The organism is Chryseobacterium sp. VD8, assembly GCF_037149975.1.
In the GTDB taxonomy this organism is placed as follows: Bacteria; Bacteroidota; Bacteroidia; order Flavobacteriales; family Weeksellaceae; genus Chryseobacterium; species Chryseobacterium indicum.
The window spans coordinates 1-19,867 of sequence record NZ_JBBCQL010000067.1 but is presented as its reverse complement, the minus strand read 5'-3'; the positions used below and the strand labels follow the sequence as shown (position 1 = coordinate 19,867).

Sequence of the window (19,867 nt, the reverse complement as noted above, 5' to 3'; positions counted from 1 at the left end):
CTGCCATAAAAGGACTTCAAAGGTTTGATTCTGATGAGAATTCTTAATTTTTTCTGAAATGTCTAAAAAAAATTTTTTTTACCGGAACAGTTTAAGTATTGTCCTGCTTATTTTTATGATAATCTGTTTGTTGGGTCAGTTTCTTACAGGCTGGAAAACAGAAAATAAGGAACTCGCCGAAAATGGGAAATCTCTTTTGTCAATAGCAGAGTATATCCACAGCGGACATTTTATTCAGGCAACATTTGAAAATTGGGAAAGCGAATTTCTTGCGGTATTTTCACTGGTAGTTCTCTCTATCTGGCTCCGTGAAAAAGGTTCCCCAGAATCTAAACCCGTAGATGCTGCGCATGATGAGAACGCCTGAATTTTCAGATGGGATAATAAAAAATCCTTCAAAATTTACTTTGAAGGATTTTTTTTGCGGAGAGTGAGGGATTCGAACCCCCGGACCTGTTACAGTCAACAGTTTTCAAGACTGCCGCAATCGACCACTCTGCCAACTCTCCAGAAACTCCGATTATATCGTTGTTTTCAGTGGTGCAAATATAGAAAGATTTTTTATTCCCACAAAATAAATTTTCAGGTTTTGCTGAGAAATATTAAAAGCTACTTAATATCAGTAAGATAATTTTAAAAAAAATTAAGGCAGCCATTTCTCCATGATTTAAAAAAAGAAAAGCTGCCTTAATAAACTAATTGTACGTAAAATTTTAATTCCGATATAAGTACGGAAATGTATAGAATCTCTTATTTTAAAGTGATTGTTCTGTTGAATGTATTGCCGTTTTCTTCAATACTGATAATGTATTGGTCTGCAGTTTTAGGATCAAAATTAAAAGTCATATTCAGTTCGTTGGCATTTCCTTCTTTCACGGAAGAATAATACGTATTTCCCGAATAATCGGTTACGGAAATATTTACCTTATTTTTCAGATTGGCAATATGCAGATTAACAATATTTCCGGAAATGCTGTATTCCGGTTTACTGATAACCGCGAAAGGGGTCTTTTCAATAGTTACCGAATGATCTTCACTGATTTTAATCTTGTATTTTTCGATCTTTTGTTCAGATTCCGCTATAAGATAATAGGTCCCCTCTGTCAGATCTTCAAGATTGTAGGTTTTAATAACGGAATCCTCTTTCTCAAGCCTCTCCGAAAAAACCTCCCCGTAAGAATCATTATATATAATCAGCGATAGATTTTTAGCATTGCTCAATTCAAAACTTAAAGTTTTGGATGTTGTCGTTCCAAAAGAAAGAGAAAAATCTCTGTCTTTAGCCATTGCTTCTGTAGAAACAAAAAGAAATCCTGCAAAGAAAACGGACTGTAATAATTTTTTCATAATGATAAGGGTTTTATTATCAGTTATTTATAATGCAAATGTAGACTTCTTTTAAGACAGCTGCTACCATACAATTTTCATATTTATGTTTTATTTTAACCTTTATTTTTATTAATTAATAAATATTTGTTAATTTTGTGTATGATTTAACCGTTGGCTATGAAACATTCGCATCCTGCTTTTGAAGCTGTAAAACCCAATATTGGAAGCAGTTTTACAAGTCTTAAATTCCTTCGTAACGAAAATATAAAATCTCATGTCTGGCATTATCATCCGGAAATAGAGCTGATTTTTGTATGCGGAGGTTCCGGAAAAAGACAGATTGGAAGTAATATTTCCTATTTTTCAGACGGAGATCTTGTGCTTATGGGAAGTAATCTGCCGCATTGCGGAATGACGAATGAAAACACCAATAACGATTACGAAATGGTTATTCAGTTTAAACCCGATTTTTTAGGAGAACATTTCTTCGGACTTCCCGAAATGCAGAGAATTTCTGCCCTCTTGGAAAAATCAAAGGCAGGAATTGTTTTTTCTGAAAATATTAAAAAAGAAATAGGAGAAAAAATCGTAGAAATGCACGAGTCTTCCTCTTTGGAAAAACTTGTGAAATTTTTGGAGATTCTGGATACTTTGGCTTCAACTTCAGATTACAGAATTCTAAATGCCGGAAAATATTATCTTCAGACTCAGGTGGAAGATAATGAAAGAATCAATCTTATTTTTAATTATGTTAAAGACCATTTTAAAGAACAGATAACCCTGGAGCAGGTTGCAGATCTCGCCAATATGAGAGTGCCTTCATTTTGTCGTTACTTTAAAAAGATTACCAATAAAACCTTTACTCAGTTTGTTAACGAATACAGAATTACCCATTCACTCAAGCTTCTTGCCGAGCAACCTTTAAGCATTACTGAGGTTTGCTTTGAATCCGGCTTTAATAATTTCAGTTATTTCAATAAGACTTTCAAAGAGTATACACAGAAAAGTCCCTCTCAATACAGAAAGGAATTTAATTTCCTGATAGATTAATTTTATCAAAAAAAAGAAGTATTTAAGGTAAGTTGTAAAGCTTACATTCTTAAATACTTTGAAGATGAAAGAATAAAATCGAATATTTCAGTTAACGGAATTTTCTGCCCGAATTTCCATAATGATTGGCAGAACTTAGTCCGTGAAAATTGTTATAAGTGTGATAAAGATCCTTAAAATAGATTTCATTATCAATTTCCTGTTTTTCAGAAACAAAATGATTGGTGGGAATGTTGTAAATTTCCTTTTGAGAATATACCCTTTTCTGAATGGCTTTCTTTGCGCAATTACAATGCAAATGATCATTTTCTTCATGTTCAGCAAGATCCATGATGATGACTTTTGTATTTTCTAAGTTTCTGTATTTATCAAAAGTTTTCTGATCCAGTGTAAACGCAGGTTCGCCATGATATAAAAAATGGTCGACGATTTCCGGATGATACGTATGTTTGGAATCGAGTGGGGCAGCGGAAGTGTAGCCTTTGCATTCTGTACATTGGGCAACTTGTATCTGTATCGGCATATCTATGATTTTAAGTGTATCTTACTTATATCACAAGTTGTGCCATCATCTTTACTTTTTTAAACAAATTGATGAGATTTAAGAATAATATTCAGAAAATAAGTGCTTTAAAAAAGTGAAATATGTTGAATAAAATACATAAAAAAATCCCCGACTTTCGGCGGGGATAAAAACTAATAACCATGAAAACTCAAATTAAACATGAGAAATTCACTGCAAATATAAGAACAATAAAACAAACCCACGCAATAAAACGTGGGTTAATTTTGAAAAATATATTTAAGTGAAAAAGTGTTGTTATCCTGTATTCAAACACTGTGCCGTGAATAATTTTATTAAATTAAAATTTTAACTAAAAATGTGGTATGTGGTTAAAATTTTACTCTTAAATAGCTGAATTGAAGAAAGAAAAAAAATCAGAATTTTTTTTTTAAAATTTACAGATGATAAATTTTTTTTCAGCTATTGTGGTATGTGTTTTGATAATAGGTAAAAAATTCCTGTTTTTCGAAATATTGTGAGTATTTTTGAAGCTGAAGTAAATATAATTAATTATTGATTTTAAGTTTATATGATCTTAATTGTTGATGACAACCAAAGTAATCTCTATTCACTCAAAAAATTACTCGAATCCAAGGATTTTCAGGTGGATACAGCAGATTCCGGTGAAGAAGCTTTAATAAAAGCTTTGAAAAATGATTACGCACTGATTATTTTGGATGTTCAAATGCCGGATATGGATGGCTTTGAAGTGGCAGAAACTTTAGCGGGCTACAGCAAAACAAAAGAAGTACCTATCATTTTTCTGTCGGCTGTGAATACCGAGAAAAGATTTATCACACGCGGCTACGCTTCCGGAGGAAAAGATTATGTAACGAAACCTGTAGATCCGGAAATTCTCATGCTGAAAGTAAAAACTTTCTACAACCTTCAGGAGCAGAATCTTGCGATGAAAAAAACGCAGCAGAGTCTTGAGCTTGAGGTAAAAGGAAGAAGAGAATCTCAGGTAACTATGAAATCGCAGATCGATCATTTTCATTTAATGCTTGAATCTCTCCCTCAGATTGCTTTTACCCTGAATGAGCAGGGAACTGTAGATTTCGTAAACGGTAAATGGTATGAGTATTCTGATTCTGAAAAAGACTTTCCCGAAACACATCCGGATGATTATAAAATTAAAGAAGAATTTGAACGCTGCAGGAAAAGAGGAAAATCCTTAGATCTTGAAGTCAGGATAAAAAATAGAGAAACGGGCGATTTCCGCTACCATCTTTTGCGCGTAACTCCCGTGTACGAGGAAAACGCAATCAAAAACTGGGTAGGAACCTTCACAGATATAGACGATCAGAAGAAGGTAGAAAAAGAAAAAGATGAATTCCTGAGTATTGCGAGCCACGAACTAAAAACACCTTTAACCAGTATAAAAGCATATGTACAGCTGCTGGAAAGAAAATTAAAACTTGATAAAGAAAGTGCAGAAGCCGGTTTTCTTAACAAAGTACAGGATCAGATCGAAAAACTGAATACTTTAATTACAGATCTTCTTGACGTTTCCAAAATCGAAAACGGAAAGCTGAAAATCACCAAAAAACCTACAAATCTGGAAGGCGTTATCAGCAACGCAATCGATACAATTGTGCAGACGCACGAAAGCAGAGTGAAGATCAAACGAGACGGAGTAAAACCGGATATTTTAATTCCGCTGGATGAAATTCGCATCGAGCAGGTTCTCATTAACTTTTTAACGAACGCCATAAAATATTCACCACAGAACAATCAGGTTATTGTAACCACTTTTGTAGATGAAGAAGAACAGGAAGTAAGAGTAAGTGTTACAGATTTCGGAATCGGGATTCCGGATTTCAAGCAGGAAGCTGTTTTCAATAAATTTTACCGTGTAGAAGAATCTTCACTCCAGTTTCAGGGAATGGGGATCGGTCTTTTCATCTGTTCCGAAATCATCAAACAGCACCACGGAAATATTGGAGTTTCCAGCAAAGTAGATGAAGGATCTACATTTTATTTCACTTTACCTTTAAATTAATTTTCCATGCCGAAAAAATTTATAAGAAATCTTCAGTTCGGGGTAGGATTTTCCATCCTGATCCTGATCGCAAGTTCACTGGCTTCATACTTCAGTATACAGAACCAGATGGATCACCGCGAAAGTGTTGGCAAAAGCAGACGTGTCGTAACGGCAGTAAAAGATGTTCTTGTGGCTGTTCTGGATGCGGAAACAGGAAACAGGGGATATCAGCTTACCGGTCAGGAAAGTTTTCTGGAACCCTTTAAAAGAAGTATTTCTGAATATTCCAAAACCTTTGAATATGCAAGAAGTCTCGGAATTACAGATCCACATCAGAAAAGACTTCTGGATCTGCTGGAGAAAAATGTAGAGATCAACCTTGCCAACATGAAGCTCTTTGTAGAAAACCGAAGAAGAGGAGTGATGATGACGCAGGAACAGATCGAGGAAAGCAAGCAGCATATGGACCGATGCAGACAGATTGTAAAAGAATTTTCTCAGTACGAAGAAAATCAGCTTGCCATAAAAACCAAAGATCTTAATAAATCTTCCCGAACTACCGTTTTCTTTATTATATTTTCTTCTATCGCAGCAGTTGTGGTTACTGCATTTTTCTACATCAAATTAAGAGCAGATCTCATCAGAAGAGACAAACTTGAAAAAATGCTGAAAGCAAAAGATCAGGAAATGTCCAGAAGAGTAAGTGCCATTAAGCAGATTGCCAACAGAATTGCCAACGGAGATTATGACCAGAGAGTCGTAGATACTGCAGAAGATGATCTCGGAGAATTGGTAGATTCTTTAAATAATATGACGGAGTCCCTGAAATTGTCTTTCGATACCATTAATAAAAGCGACTGGAGACAGAAGGGTCTTGCCATTCTTAATGAATCTCTGGTAGGCAATAAATCGGTGAAAGATGTTGCCAAAGCGTCTTTACACCAGCTTATCGAATACGGAAACTGCATCAATGGTTCAATCTACCTGTATGATGAAGGATTACTTAAGCTGAACGTAGCTTTTGGTCTGGAAAACAACATGAAAAAAGTTTTCGAACCGGGAGAAGGAATGGTAGGTCAGACTTTCATCAGCGAAAAAACTCAGGTGTACAATAATCTTCATGAAGATGATTTTGTGGTAACCTTTGCAAGCAGCACGATCCAGATTTACGGGATTATGCTGATCCCGATTTTTGCAGACGGTTTCATTATCGGAGTTCTGGAATTAGGTTCAACTACCAACTTTGAAAAAGACAGAGTCGATTATTTCGTAGAGTGCAGCAGAAATATAGGAATTGCTTTAAGCGCAGCAAAAGGCCGCGAAAAAGAACAGCAGTTACTTGAAGAAACACAGGCGCAGTCAGAAGAACTGCAGGTACAGCATTCTGAACTTGAAAATCTGAATACCGAGCTCGAAGCACAGACCCAAAAACTTCAGGCTTCGGAAGAAGAGCTGAAAGTTCAGCAGGAAGAATTAATGCAGGCAAATGCAGAGCTGGAAGAACGTTCAAGATTATTGGAAGAAAAAAATCATTTGATTGCAGAGCGCAACACAGAAATTCAGAAAAAGGTAGAAGAACTTGCCCTAAGTACGAAATACAAATCTGAGTTCCTTGCAAATATGTCTCATGAGCTTCGTACACCGCTGAATTCAATTCTCCTTCTTTCCAGACTGATGGCAGAAAATCCGGATGAAAATCTTAACGAAGATCAGATAGAATCTGCAAAAGTAATCCAAAGCTCAGGAAGCAGCTTATTAACGTTAATTGATGAAATTCTGGATCTTGCAAAAATAGAATCAGGAAAAATGACACTTGAATATCAGGATGTGGTGATCAATGATGTGATAAAAGATTTAAAAGACCTTTTCAATCCGGTATTTCAGGAGAAAAAGCTAGAGTTTAATATCAATATCGACGAATCCGTTCAGAAAAACATTGAAACTGACCGTTTAAGAGTCGATCAGGTTTTGAGAAACCTATTATCGAATGCCTTGAAATTTACCACAAAAGGAAGCATCGATTTAAATATTAAAAAAGATCCTAAAAAAGCAGATTTTATTATATTTTCCGTAAAAGATACGGGAATCGGGATCGCAGAAGACAAACAGAAAATCATTTTTGAAGCATTTCAGCAGGCAGATGGTTCCACAAGGAGAAAATTCGGGGGAACAGGTCTTGGACTGTCGATCAGTCGTGAAATTGCCAGATTATTAGGCGGAGAGCTTACCTTAAAAAGTAAAGTGGATGAAGGAAGTGAGTTCAGTTTAAGTATTCCTGTAAAAGCAGTTCCTGAAGTTCCTCATGTTGAAAAAGATCAGAATCTGGTGGAAATCATCCGTGAAGATGTTGAAGAAATCCAGAATATTCTTGATGAAAAACAGACGGAAGAAAAAGAAGCGGTGAATACACTTCAGATTCCTGAAAATGTGGACGATGACAGAAATACCATTCAGGAAGGAGATAAAACCATTTTGATTATCGAAGATGATACCAATTTTGCCAAAGCATTGCTGAAATATGCTCATTTGCAGAACTATAAAGCTGTGATTGAAGTAAGAGGAGACCGCGGTCTGGCTGCAGCATTGGAATATCGTCCGCAGGCAATTCTGCTGGATGTTCAGCTTCCTGTAAAAGACGGATGGCAGGTAATGGATGATTTAAAATCCAATGCGGAAACAAAACACATTCCGGTACACATGATGTCTGCACTTCATGTAAAAAATGAAAGCCTCATGAAAGGTGCGATTGATTTTATCAGCAAACCTGTAGCACTGGATCAGATGACCGATGTTTTCAGAAAGATTGAAGAAGCTCTTAAAAAAGGTCCGCAGAAAGTATTAATTGTAGAAGAAAACGCAAAACACGCAAGTGCATTGTCTTATTTCCTCAGCAATTTCAATATTTCGTTGTCGGTAGAAAATAATGTGGAAGACAGCGTAAAAGCTTTAACAGCCAATCATGTAGACTGCGTCATTCTGGACATCGGAGCTTCAAGAGGAAACGAATACGAAATTATAGAATCCATAAAAAGTTATGAAGGGCTGGAGAATCTTCCGATCATCATCTTTACCGAAAGAAATTTATCCAAATCCGAAGAACTGAAAATCAAACAGTATGCAGACTCCATTGTTGTAAAAACAGCACATTCTTACCAGAGAATTCTGGATGAAGTAGGATTGTTCCTGCATTTGGTGGAAGAGAAAAATAATTCCATTGAAAACGTAAGAAGCAAAACAATGGGATCGCTTACGGAAGTTTTAAGCGGTAAAAAAATACTCATTACCGATGATGATGTCCGTAATATTTTCTCCCTTACCAAAGCACTGGAAAAATATAAAGTGGAAGTTGTTGTCGCCATGGACGGAAACCATGCGATCCAGCAGATTAAAGAAAATCCTGATGTAGATGTGATCCTGATGGATATGATGATGCCTGAACTTGATGGTTACGAGGCGATCAAGGAAATCAGGAAAATGCCTAAATTCAAAAGACTGCCGATTATTGCCATTACAGCAAAATCCATGATCGGAGAACGTGAAAAATGCATTACCGCAGGGGCTTCAGATTATATCTCCAAACCGGTGGATATCGATCAACTACTATCCTTACTTCGTGTTTGGTTATATGAAAGTTAAACAGCTAAAATACTGATGAATAAAAAAATTCTGATCGTGGACGACGATCCGCGCAATATATTTGCTTTAAAGCTCACCCTGAAAGCCAGAGGCTACCAGATTGAAAGCAGTACAATGGCACAGGAAGCCATTGAAGTTTTGAATAAAGACAACCATTTTGATGTGGTTCTGATGGATATGATGATGCCGGAAATGGATGGGTATGAAGCCATAAAGATGATAAAAAATACCCCTTCTATCAGCAATATTCCCGTAATCGCAGTTACTGCACAGGCAATGCCGGAAGACCGCCAGAAATGTCTGGATGCGGGAGCTGCAGATTATGTTTCCAAGCCGATAGATGTAGACCTTTTAATGAACGCTATTGAAAAATTATCGTAAATGCTGGAACCAAGTATTGTAAAAGATGAAGAAGTAGAGTATCTCATAAAAGATGTCTACGATATGTATGGTTACGATTTTTCAGAATACAGCCGCGCTTCTTTCAAGCGCAGGGTGAACCGTATATGCCTGATTGACAGATTTACAAGCTTTGCCGAGTTGAGATATACAATACTTAATGATCCGGAATACCTGAAAAGATTCATCGAAGAAATTACTGTGAACGTAACGGAAATGTTCCGCGATCCTCAGTTTTTTAAAGCATTACGGGAGAAAATTCTTCCGCAGTTGGGAACCTATCCGCTCATCAGAATCTGGGTGGCGGGATGCTCTACCGGAGAAGAAGCCTATTCCATGGCTATTTTGCTTAAAGAGGCAAATCTTTACCATAAATCTTTAATTTACGGGACAGATCTTAATCCATCCGTTCTGGAAACAGCAAGAGCAGGAGTTTTTCCTTTACAGCAGATGAAACTGTATTCTGAAAACTATATTTTATCGGGAGGGAAAAAAGATTTTTCAGATTATTATACCGCGAATTATGACAGTGTAAAATTTGATAAAAGCCTTCAGGAAAAGCTAATTCTTTCTACGCATAATCTCGTTTCAGACAGCTCTTTCAACAGTTTTCAGCTGATTATTTGCAGAAACGTTCTTATCTATTTCGATCGGGGGCTTCAGGAAAGAGTCTTCCGTCTTTTCGACAACAGTCTGGAAAATTTAGGTTTTTTAGCTTTAGGTGCAAAAGAAACGCTTAGATTTTCTAAATTAGATAAAAATTATAATCAGGTGGATGATCAGAAGATCTGGAAAAAAGTAGATCATCAGTAAGCTGTTTTATCATGAAAACGAATAATACAAATATTGAACTGATTGCTATCGGAGGTTCCGCAGGAAGCTTGCAGGTCATTCTCGAAATGATAAAAAAAATAAAGGAAAAGCTGGATTTTGTCATTTTGCTGGTGGTTCACAGAAAGGCACATTCCAACAACATTCTGCAGACTTTTCTACAGCAGTTTTCGCCTGTAGAAGTTATTGAGATTGAGGATAAAACAGAAATTCAAAGCAATAAAATTTACATTGCTCCCGCAGATTATCATTTATTGTTTGAAAATAAAAATCTGATGTCTCTGGACAGCTCGGAAAAAATGAATTATTCCCGCCCTTCCATTGATGTCACCTTTAAATCTGCAGCGGAAGTGTATGGTGAAAAAATGATTGGTGTACTGCTTTCCGGAGCCAATGCAGACGGAGTGGAAGGTTTGGCATACATCAAAAAAAATAACGGAAAAGTCTGGATTCAGGATCCTGAAACGGCAGAAGTGGATTATATGCCGAAACACGCCGTAGAAGAGATTGATTTTGACCTCATTATTAAACCCGATAATCTGGCAGATTATATCAATCAGTTATAAAAAAATGTAACCCCTAACTAAAGTTAAGTATATATGAATAAGAAGAAAATTTTGATTTTTGATGATGATAAAACTATTTTAGAAGTCATCACCATCATTTTTGAAGAAAATGGTTATCAGGTCGAAATTTCGGAAACTTCACATGACATTTTGGAGAAAGTAGAACAGTTCCAGCCGGATGTTATCCTTATGGACAACTGGATTCCCAAAATTGGTGGAGTGGAAGCAACAAGGCTTCTGAAGAATCATCAGGAATTTAAAAGCATTCCCGTGATCTATGTAACGGCAAATAACGACATTGTGGCTCTGGCGCAGGAAGCTCAGGCGGATGATTATGTTGCCAAACCTTTTAATCTTGAAGATTTAGAAGACAAAGTAGCAAAGTACCTGCAGTAATCTTCGGAAAGTTTAAAGTAATTCTCTCAAAAAATAAAACTCCCTGTACAAAAAGCTGTACAGGGAGTTTTATTTAAACAATTTCCTGCATTTCCCGTGAATCTGCTTCCGGATAATCCTGAACTGCTTTTCTCATCTGTTCTGTGGTACAGACGCCGATATTAATTTCTGTAATTACAGATGTCAAAACCGTTTTTATATCGGGGCTGGACAAAATTCTTTCAGAGAAAGTAGTTGCTATAATAGGTTTCTTGGAAACCAGATTTTCGGTAAATGTATATTCTCCTTTTAAATCAATTTCCGTATTGAATTGCAGTTTTATGACTAACTTTAAATAGTTGTTTATTAAATCTTTATTGGCTAACAGGTTTTCCATCTTCAACGTGTTTATATTAATTATAATAATATTCATGCCATACTTTCATTTTAAGTCTTAAAATTTTCTTAATCAATTATTGAAATTTTAAAGAAATCCTATTATCAGTGTAACCGATTGAATATTTTTGCGGGAATTCCACGACGATAGGATTTACGGCAGGTAATTTGTTTGTGAAAATAAAATTCTTCAGTACACCAAAATCTCTAAATATGAAAATAACAAGCTATTATGGATTAATTGCCGTGTCTTTATTACTGGCAAACTGTTCAGACACTATTGATGACAGCGGCGGAAATAACGGACCATCACTTCCTCCTGTTGAGACCAATTCGGCAAATACCAATTATCAGCCGGCTTTTGCAGGACAGACCAGAGCGAACGGCGCAAAAACTTCCACACCTTATGTAAGTGAAGTCGTTACCTCATCATTAGCTTCGCCATGGGGAATTACATCTCTGCCGGATGGAAGACTTCTCGTAACCGAGAAAGCAGGAACCATGAGGATTATAAGCAGTAACGGAACTGTAAGCAGTGCTATAACAGGACTTCCTTCCGTAAATTCCGGAGGACAGGGTGGTCTGCTTGGCGTTTGTGTAGATCCGCAGTTTACCTCCAACAGAATGGTATATTGGGTTTTCTCTGAAAATGTTTCAGGCGGAAATATAACTTCAGTAGCCAAAGGAAGACTCTCCAGTTCAGAAACTATGATTGAAAATCCTGTGGTGATCTACAGGGCAAATCCTTCTGCCAATGTGGGAAATCTTCATTACGTAGGAAGAATTGCTTTTGATAACACAGGAAATCTCTTTGTGAGTACGGGAGAACGTTCTGATCTTTCTACAAGACCTCTTGCACAGTCTGTAACCGCAGCTTTAGGCAAGATCCTGAGAATTACAACCAGCGGACAACCCGCTTCTGGAAATCCTTCATTTTCGCAATCCGGAGCTTTGCCGGAATTATACAGCATCGGACACCGAAATCCGCAGGGAATTGCCATCCATCCTTTAACGGGAGAATTATGGCAGAGTGAACACGGACCGAGAGGCGGAGATGAAATCAACAGGGTTTTAGCCGGTAAAAATTATGGCTGGCCTACCATTACTTATGGAATTGAATACAGCGGAGCCACCATCGGAGCCGGAATTCAGCAGCAGGCAGGAATGGAACAGCCGGTTTATTACTGGGATCCTGTAATTTCGCCAAGCGGAATCACTTTTTATAAAGGAAACACCATTCCGGAATGGCAGAATAATCTTTTCGTAGCTTCCCTAAGCGGAATGCATATCGCGAGACTGGTTATGGAAAACAACAAAGTAATAGGCGAAGAAAGGCTTCTTTCAAACGAAAACCAACGTTTCAGAGATATTACACAGGGAACAGATAGTAATTTATATGCGGTGACAGACGGAGGCAGACTCTACCGAATCCGTAAACAGTAATTTCAAAGATTTTTAAGAATCAGTGCCGGAAAAAGATATTTCATCTTTTTCCGGCTTTTTTATTATAAAAGCGTTTTCAAAAAAGAAGGTTAAGTGTTATCATTAAAATTAATGTGAGTTCAATTCAAAACCAATACAAATTATCAGCAGGAATGGGCTTTAGCCCATTTCAATATTTCTTCTATGAAATAAATTGGCTGTAGCCAAAACTTAAAGTGAAATTAAAATTTCAGAGATTTAAAAACCATGATTATCACTGGCTGATTTTCAAGCCCTTGTGCTCAAAAAAATATTCACATAAATTTCAAAGCAGCCTCAGCGAACTTAGCGTTTTCAAAAAAGAACGTTAAGTGTGATGATTAAAATTAACGTGAGTTCAATTCAAAACCAATACAAATTATCAATAGGAATGGGCTTTAGCCCATTTTAATCTTTCTACGAAATAAATTGGCTTTAGCCAAAACTTAAAGTGAAATAAAAATTTCAGAGATATAAAACCATGATTATCATTAGCTGAGTTTCACGCCGTTGCGCTCGAAAAATATTCACATAAATTTTAAAGAAAACCTCAGCAAACTTAGCGTTTTCAAAAGAACGTTAAGTGTGATGATGAAAATTAACGTGAGTTCAATTCAAAATCAATACAAATTATCAATAGGAATGGGCTTTAGCCAAAACTTAAAGTGAAATAAAAATTTCAGAGATTTAAAAATCATCATTATCATTAGCTGAGTTTCACGCCCTTGCGCTCGAAAAATATTCACATAAATTTCAAAACAGCCTCAGCGAACTTAGCGTTTTTAAAAAGACCACCATAGAACATAAAATTAGGATAAATTGAAAGTGTATAAAAAAAACGGACAATGAAAATTCATCCATCATCCGTACTAAAATTTAACATTAAAATTATTTTCCGCCGCCGCCGTTTTTCTCAACATCAGTTTTGGTATTTTCTTTTACTTTCTGGTTTCCGAAACGTTTTACAAATGAAATAGATGCTCCGTACCAGTCCCATTTCGAAGCATTTCGGAAAGTTCCTCCCTGCACAAAAGTGGTGGCATCGTAATTCGGCCGCTGAAAAATATTCATGAGCTGAAGACTGACTTCCATCTGAGTTTTCGGGAATATCTTTGTGGCAGAAATATTATGAAAGACATTCGCTTTGTTCGTCGTAGAATTTCCGTTGTTCTGGTTAGAAACTTCCACCCATGCGCTCAGATTGATATTTTTATTAAACAGATTCGTGTACGTAAGGTTGGTGGAAGCACTCAGGTAGCTGATGTAGTTATTGGCATTTTCCAAACCGTTTTTCTTGTTAAAATCGCTGTTGTCAATATAATACCATCCCAGACCAAGATTCACCGTAAATTTATTTTTGAAGAAAGTCTGGTTCGTATTGGCAAAGACGTAATACTTATGCACTTTCCCGAAAAAGTTAGAGGGTTGGGTAATGGTGATATTCTGAGGATTTCCGTTGATATCATTAATGGTTCCCGTTACGTAATTGGTCCAGTAATCCTGATCGGTAAACATATATCTCGCAGAGATAAAGTATTTTTTATGAATGCCTAACTTCATATAAACCCTGTCGCTTGGGTTGGGTTCCAGATCGATGCTTCCACGGCTGTAGAATCCGTCGCTGTTCGGGATCATAAACGGATTGAATTCCGCATACCACGGTCTCCAGATATTTTTGTTATACGTTAAACTTAAATCATAATTGTCTGAAAAAGAATATTTCAATAAAATATTGGGCAGCAGTTTTCCGTAAGAATCTCTTCTTGAAGTTCCGGCATTATCCTGACGTATTTTATAATCAATATATTCATAACGGAGTCCGATCCTGGTTTCCAGTTTTTTAAAGAATGTTTTGCTGTAGTTGGCGTACAGGGAACTGATGTTGTCTTCATAGTGGAAAATATCTCCGGAACTTAGTCCTGTAAGCATATTTCCATATAAGCTGTTTGGGATCACATTATTATTAAAATCGATCTTTCCGCCGACTTCAAAATTTCCGCCTTCTTTTCCGATAGGCTGCGTGTAATCTATTTTCAGGTAATAATTTCTGTTTTCGGTATCTGTAAGAACTCCGATTTCCTGTTTTTCAGCCGGTTTGGATTTATAAAGCATGTTCTTTACAAAATAATCGTCACTCGACTGCCCGTAATAATTGGAACCCAAATTAATGTCAAGGATTTTATTCTTTTCCTTATCATACCATTTATAAAAAATATTGGAGCCGAAGTTTCTGTTAAGTCCCGTAGAATTTTGGTTCTGAAGATATGAGTTTTCGAATAGCCCGTTAACATTTCTCAATCCGTCTGCATCGGTATTGGAAAAAGAGTTGCTTTGGTAATATTCAAGAATTACACCTACAGTATTTTTATTATTCAGTTCAAATTCTGAAGTGGAAGAAAGGGAAGGACTTTTGTATCTCCCTATGGTTTTAGAATTTCTGTAGGTTTCAGAATTTTCGGCATCCACTTTATAAAGACTGGAATTGCTCTGTACGTTGGTATTGTCGCTGTAGCTTCCGATGAAGGTCTGTGTAAAGCTTTTGCGGTGGTAATTTAAATTCAGGTTGGTATACTGAGAGTTTTTGGTGTTCTGCCTGTTGTTTAAGGTAACACTCCCTTTTATTCCTTCATCATCACGCTTTTTCAAAACAATATTGATGACAGATCCAGTTGCTTCATAGCGCGAAGACGGGCTTGTAATTACTTCAATCTTCATCAGATTATCCGCAGGAATGGTTTTCAGGTATTCTTTCAGTTCCTTTCCTGTAAAAACAGACTTCCTGTCGTTGATGTATACCGTTACGGTTTCTCCTTCAGCTTTTATGGCATCATTGTTATCGATACTTACCAGCGGAGTCATTCTCAAGACGTCCCAAGTGGTGTTTCCTGCGAGAATAGAGCTGTTGGAAACATTAAAAACGGTTCTGTCTACTTTGGATTCAATGGTTGGTTTTCTTACCGTTACGGTAACTCCTTCAATAGCCTTCTCCTTAGATTTTATGGTATCCTTTTCAGCCTGTGCAAATGTAAATATGCCTGCTAAAAAGGCAATGGGTATCAAAATATTTTTCATGTAAAAAAATAATGTTTCCTACATAAGACACCATAAAGAGAATATTTGTTACATCACATCGTATTAATTCTATAATAAATTTTTAAGAACTGAAAGGTCAGCTGTTTACAGAAGTCAAAAAAAGCTATCCGGAAGTACAGATAGCTTTTATTTAATTTTTACTGGATAACAGCGGTTCTTGTTCTTACAGTATGCGCTGAAAAATAGCCTAAAGCGCCGTTGCTGATGTTGCTTGGCGGATTGGTGGGAGTAATTCCGCCGCCGGGACCGCTTCCTGAAAGCTGAAGAAGTGCAGAATAATAGGTATACACTTTATCATCGATACACTGCATTTCTACATGAATAACATCTCCCGCAACCACTTTAATATCATTCGCGTTGCTGTCGTCGTTGGGAAGCAGAAGAGGTCTCTGGTTCGGTAAACCGTTGTTCACATTATCGGAAAATTCTGAGAAGAATTTTTTCGGATTATTGTTTACCGTATACACAAACAGATAACGGTTTCCTAAAGTTGCCGGATCAACGAAAAGAGGCAGAAGCGTATAGCTTGTCTGTCCTGCCACAAGGAAAGAATCCTGCTCCAGACCGTCAAAAGAAACTGCCTGTGGCATTGTACTCTGTGCGGTATACTGTTTTCCTTCTGTGTTAATGGTTAACGTATAAATTCTTCCGGGCTGTCCCACAAAGGTGGACGTTTTGTAATTTCCGTTTCCGGCATACTGAAGGGTTTCCGTCTGTCCTGTATTGTCACTTAAAATAACCTGCGCATTTGTAACGGCAGGATATTGGTTCGCCTGTGTAAAGGCTACGGATTTGGTAATCTTCACAAAATAAGGTCCTGCCTGATCGGTAATGTTTCCCTCAATAACAATCTGTCCACTCTGATCTTCGAGATCCAGATCTATTTCTTTTTCGCAGGAAGTGACTAAAAATAAAGACAGTATGATTAAAAATATATTTTTCATGAATTAAAATTTGAAATTATACGTAATGTTTGGAACCCATCTGAACAGGGCAGTCTGCATTGCGCGTGTTGTTCCCGGTTTATCCGGATTGTCTTCAAACGTAATGGTGTAAGCATTTTCTCTGCCGTAAATATTATAAATTCCGAAGGACCATGATCCTTTAAAGCGTTTATTGTTTACAGGTTCGTAAGTTGCGTTAAAATCCAGCCTGTGGTAAGAAGGCATTCTGTCTGCATTTCTGCTGCTGTACTGGAAAACCGTCTGTCCGTTCAGTTCATATTTTCCGGTCGGGAACGTGACTGCATTTCCGGTGCTGTACACAAAAAGCCCTGAAAAAGTCCATTTCGGATTCAGCTGATAAGTGGCAACAATTGAAAGATCGTGCGTTTTATCCTGTCTTGCGTTGTACCATTCATTATTATTGATTCCGTCGATTTTTCTCTCCGTTTTAGATAAGGTGTAGGAGATCCATCCGGTTAATCTTCCGCTCTTCTTTTTGGCGATAATTTCAAGTCCGTATGCTCTTCCTTTTCCGAACAGCAGTTCGCTTTCCACATCCGCTGCTGTATCAAAAGTAATCTGAGCTCCATTTTTATAATCAATCTGGTTCTGAAGAGACTTGTAGTAGATTTCAGTGTTGATTTCATAATTGTTGTTACTGAAATTTCTGCTGTAGCCTAAACTTACCTGATCTGCAATTTCAGGTTTTACCGTAAAGCTGCTTCCAATCCACTGATCGGTAGGATTTCCGCTTCCGCTGTTGCTTAAAAGGTGTAAATTCTGGGTATTTCTGGAATAGCCTCCTTTAATACTGCTTACTTCGTTAATCCTGTAGTTTGCCGTAATTCTAGGTTCTACATTAATGTATGTTTTCCCGAATTTTCCTTTCTCCACAAATTCAGAATCTGTGAGAACTCCGTTTTCATATGTGTTAAATACATCTCCTCCCAAAACGCTGAACAGGGAAAGTCTGGCTCCGTAGTTGATTGTCAGGTTTTCGGTAGCTTTAAAATCATCATTAATATACAGAGCATTGTCCCAGGAATATCTCGGGTTTCTCGGATAACTGCTTACACTGGTTCCGGAAGCGCTGCTTGGCGTAATGGTATGATAAATAGACTGCAGCCCAAACTTCACCGAATGCTTATTCCCTGCAAACCATGAAAAATCCTGTTTCAGGTTCCAGTCTTCAATTTTGGAGCTCAGTCCGAATGTGTTATTATTGCTGCTTAAGCTTACATTATAATTGTAGTTGCTGTAGATTAATGAAGTATTGGAGAATAATTTGCTGCTGATAATGCTGTTCCAGCGCAGGGTAGCTGTTGTATTTCCCCAATCACTTGAAAACGTATCGCCTAAGCCTAAAACATCTCGCCCGAAATAGCCCGATAAATACAATCTGTTGTTTTCATTGATCTGATAGTTGGCTTTTAAATTCAGATCATAAAAATACAGTTTGCTGTCTTTGAAATCGTCTGTTGCTTTTAGAAAAAGATCGGCATACGTTCTTCTTCCGGACACAATGAAAGAAGATTTTTCCTTCTGAATGGGACCTTCCACACTCAGTCGGCTGCTGATTAATCCCAATCCTCCGTTTACATTGTATTCTTTGTTGTTTCCGTCCTTCATTTTTACATCCAGAACCGAAGAAAGCCTTCCTCCGTATTGGGCAGGACTGTTTCCTTTGATGATACTTGCATCTTTCAGCGCATCACTGTTGAACGTACTGAAAAATCCAAGCAAATGGGATGCATTATAAACGGAAGCTTCATCCAGTAAGATCAGATTTTGATCTGTTGCACCGCCTCTTACACTGAATCCGCTGTTTCCTTCACCGTTGCTTTTGATTCCCGGAAGGAGCTGTATGGTTTTCAGAACATCTTTTTCTCCAAACAGAACCGGAAGTTTTTCAATATTTTTAATGCTAAGAGTCTCGGTTCCCATCTGTGCAGAGGTGAGGTTCTTATCCTTTTTCACTCCGGAAATTACCACTTCATCAATTTTCCCGGTTCTTTCTTCAGCTTCCGCTTCTCCGGAACTCAGTTCGAGATCCTGCTTGATGTTATCTTCTACGGTAATACTTTTCGTAAAATCCTTAAAACCGGGATTAGAGATCATCAAAGTATAATTTCCTTTGGGAAGAGAAAGAGAGTAGAAGCCGTAATCGTTGGCAACCACAGCAATGGTGGGATCTTCAGCAACTTTCACTGTAACGCCTATGAGAAGCTCTCCGTTTTTCTTATCTTTTACAGTACCGCTCACAGAATATTTCTGCTGGGCAAAAACTGCCGTACTGAAGCAAATTGTTGCTGCGGTAGTGGCAATTTTAAATGATAATGTCTGCATGTAAGTTTGTTTATTATTTGAATAATTCGCTAAATATAAATTATTACATCTCCTGTATGTGAAGAGAGCATAAAATTAAGGCTTTAATCTGAACTTTAATCATGTTCGTGAAAAGTTCATAGTGAAAACGGTTTTTAAAGATTTTTATTGGCTTAAAGCATGTAAGAAAACATGAAATTTTCCGAAATTTAAATAAAATGGTTTAAACTTTTAAGTTGTCAAAGTAAAGATTTTGTTCCTTTAGAAGCAGAATCTGTGTAGAAATAAGAATAGGGCTATCAAGCAGTCTTGCGGATTGATATCTATAATTGTCAATGAATGTTATAAAGATAGCGTTCCTACGGAACGCCGAACTTCCGGCTAATATGATTTCTACACAGAGTTTTCTTACATTATACTTAAACATCTCTAAAAACAATTAAATATCCTATTTTTGCCAAAACTCTGGATAATCGTGAAGAATAGTTTAAGTTGGATTTTGATCTTATTTCTTTTGGTTTCGCTTTTGAATAATTGCTTAAACAGTAAGGTGCAAAAAGAAATCAACCAGAAAAATGCTTATTTGGATAACCTGAGAAAACTATATTCTTCAGGCGATTCTTCACAATGGCCAAAACCTGTTCTTGATCCCGAATCTGCCCCGACTTTTGTGGAAATCGGACATTTGCCAGAGGTGGAGTTTCCAAAAGATAATCCCTATTCTTCCGAAAAAGAACTCTTAGGAAAAACGCTTTTTTTCGATCCCAGACTTTCAAAATCCAACCAGATTGCCTGTGCTTCATGCCACGATCCGGAATTGGGATGGTGCGACAGCAGAACGTTTTCTTTCGGACACGACAGACAGCTCGGAACCCGAAACGCAATGACTATCCTGAATGCCGCTTTTGCAAAA

The 19,867-nt window shown here is 37.2% G+C and carries 16 protein-coding genes and 1 tRNA gene; 10 read left to right on the top strand and 7 right to left on the bottom strand.

The genetic code is table 11. The annotated features are described in order from the left end of the window. The first annotated feature begins 58 nt into the window (after positions 1 to 58). Positions 59 to 367 (top strand): DUF6766 family protein, encoded by a 309-nt coding sequence (locus tag WFK35_RS09755; RefSeq protein ID WP_336732506.1) that lies wholly within the window; start codon positions 59 to 61, stop codon positions 365 to 367. Between the two features lie 57 nt (positions 368 to 424). Here the strand turns inward: WFK35_RS09755 and WFK35_RS09750 are convergent. Continuing rightward, positions 425 to 509: transfer RNA gene (locus tag WFK35_RS09750), tRNA-Ser, on the bottom strand. Between the two features lie 241 nt (positions 510 to 750). Beyond that, complete coding sequence (locus WFK35_RS09745; RefSeq protein WP_336732505.1) at positions 751 to 1,347, bottom strand: hypothetical protein; 597 nt, start codon at positions 1,345 to 1,347, stop codon at positions 751 to 753. 159 nt (positions 1,348 to 1,506) lie between these two features. Between WFK35_RS09745 and WFK35_RS09740 the strand changes: the two genes are divergently transcribed. After that, complete coding sequence (locus WFK35_RS09740; RefSeq protein WP_235130977.1) at positions 1,507 to 2,379, top strand: AraC family transcriptional regulator; 873 nt, start codon at positions 1,507 to 1,509, stop codon at positions 2,377 to 2,379. A gap of 91 nt (positions 2,380 to 2,470) precedes the next feature. Here the strand turns inward: WFK35_RS09740 and WFK35_RS09735 are convergent, their stop codons facing one another. Further along, entirely contained in the window at positions 2,471 to 2,902 is a 432-nt protein-coding gene (locus WFK35_RS09735; RefSeq protein ID WP_336732504.1) for a hypothetical protein, read from the bottom strand. Between the two features lie 571 nt (positions 2,903 to 3,473). Between WFK35_RS09735 and WFK35_RS09730 the strand changes: the two genes are divergently transcribed. Genes WFK35_RS09730 through WFK35_RS09705 form a run of 6 tightly spaced genes read left to right on the top strand, consistent with a single transcriptional unit; the run spans position 3,474 to position 10,756 of the window. After that, positions 3,474 to 4,946, top strand: a complete 1,473-nt coding sequence (locus WFK35_RS09730; protein ID WP_336732503.1) for a hybrid sensor histidine kinase/response regulator — start codon at positions 3,474 to 3,476, stop codon at positions 4,944 to 4,946. A gap of 6 nt (positions 4,947 to 4,952) precedes the next feature. Beyond that, on the top strand, positions 4,953 to 8,564 hold the full coding sequence (locus WFK35_RS09725) for a response regulator (RefSeq protein ID WP_336732502.1): 3,612 nt from the start codon (positions 4,953 to 4,955) through the stop codon (positions 8,562 to 8,564). 15 nt (positions 8,565 to 8,579) lie between these two features. Continuing rightward, the gene (locus WFK35_RS09720; RefSeq protein ID WP_214589553.1) at positions 8,580 to 8,945 is read left to right on the top strand and encodes a response regulator; all 366 of its coding nucleotides are present in this window, start codon (positions 8,580 to 8,582) and stop codon (positions 8,943 to 8,945) included. Then, positions 8,946 to 9,776, top strand: a complete 831-nt coding sequence (locus WFK35_RS09715) for a CheR family methyltransferase (protein WP_214589554.1) — start codon at positions 8,946 to 8,948, stop codon at positions 9,774 to 9,776. 11 nt (positions 9,777 to 9,787) lie between these two features. Next, positions 9,788 to 10,360 carry a chemotaxis protein CheB gene (locus WFK35_RS09710; RefSeq protein ID WP_336732501.1) on the top strand — a complete coding sequence of 191 codons (573 nt, stop codon included), beginning with the start codon at positions 9,788 to 9,790 and terminating at the stop codon, positions 10,358 to 10,360. 33 nt (positions 10,361 to 10,393) lie between these two features. Beyond that, complete coding sequence (locus WFK35_RS09705; protein WP_214589556.1) at positions 10,394 to 10,756, top strand: response regulator; 363 nt, start codon at positions 10,394 to 10,396, stop codon at positions 10,754 to 10,756. Between the two features lie 73 nt (positions 10,757 to 10,829). Here the strand turns inward: WFK35_RS09705 and WFK35_RS09700 are convergent, their stop codons facing one another. Next, positions 10,830 to 11,132: a hypothetical protein gene (locus tag WFK35_RS09700; RefSeq protein WP_336732500.1), complete on the bottom strand. Its 303-nt coding sequence runs from the start codon at positions 11,130 to 11,132 to the stop codon at positions 10,830 to 10,832. 212 nt (positions 11,133 to 11,344) lie between these two features. On the opposite strand from WFK35_RS09700, the gene WFK35_RS09695 reads away from it, so the two are divergent. Then, complete coding sequence (locus WFK35_RS09695) at positions 11,345 to 12,574, top strand: PQQ-dependent sugar dehydrogenase (RefSeq protein WP_336732499.1); 1,230 nt, start codon at positions 11,345 to 11,347, stop codon at positions 12,572 to 12,574. Positions 12,575 to 13,480: 906 nt separating this feature from the next. Here the strand turns inward: WFK35_RS09695 and WFK35_RS09690 are convergent. The 3 genes from WFK35_RS09690 to WFK35_RS09680 form a co-directional block, all read right to left on the bottom strand. Further along, complete coding sequence (locus WFK35_RS09690; protein ID WP_336732498.1) at positions 13,481 to 15,664, bottom strand: outer membrane beta-barrel protein; 2,184 nt, start codon at positions 15,662 to 15,664, stop codon at positions 13,481 to 13,483. A 158-nt stretch (positions 15,665 to 15,822) separates the two neighbouring features. Then, on the bottom strand, positions 15,823 to 16,629 hold the full coding sequence (locus WFK35_RS09685) for a DUF4249 domain-containing protein (protein WP_336732497.1): 807 nt from the start codon (positions 16,627 to 16,629) through the stop codon (positions 15,823 to 15,825). Positions 16,630 to 16,632: 3 nt separating this feature from the next. Then, entirely contained in the window at positions 16,633 to 18,975 is a 2,343-nt protein-coding gene (locus WFK35_RS09680) for a TonB-dependent receptor (protein WP_336732496.1), read from the bottom strand. Between the two features lie 529 nt (positions 18,976 to 19,504). Between WFK35_RS09680 and WFK35_RS09675 the strand changes: the two genes are divergently transcribed. Next, the coding region (locus tag WFK35_RS09675) for a cytochrome-c peroxidase (protein ID WP_336732495.1) at positions 19,505 to 19,867 on the top strand (363 nt) is incomplete at its 3' end.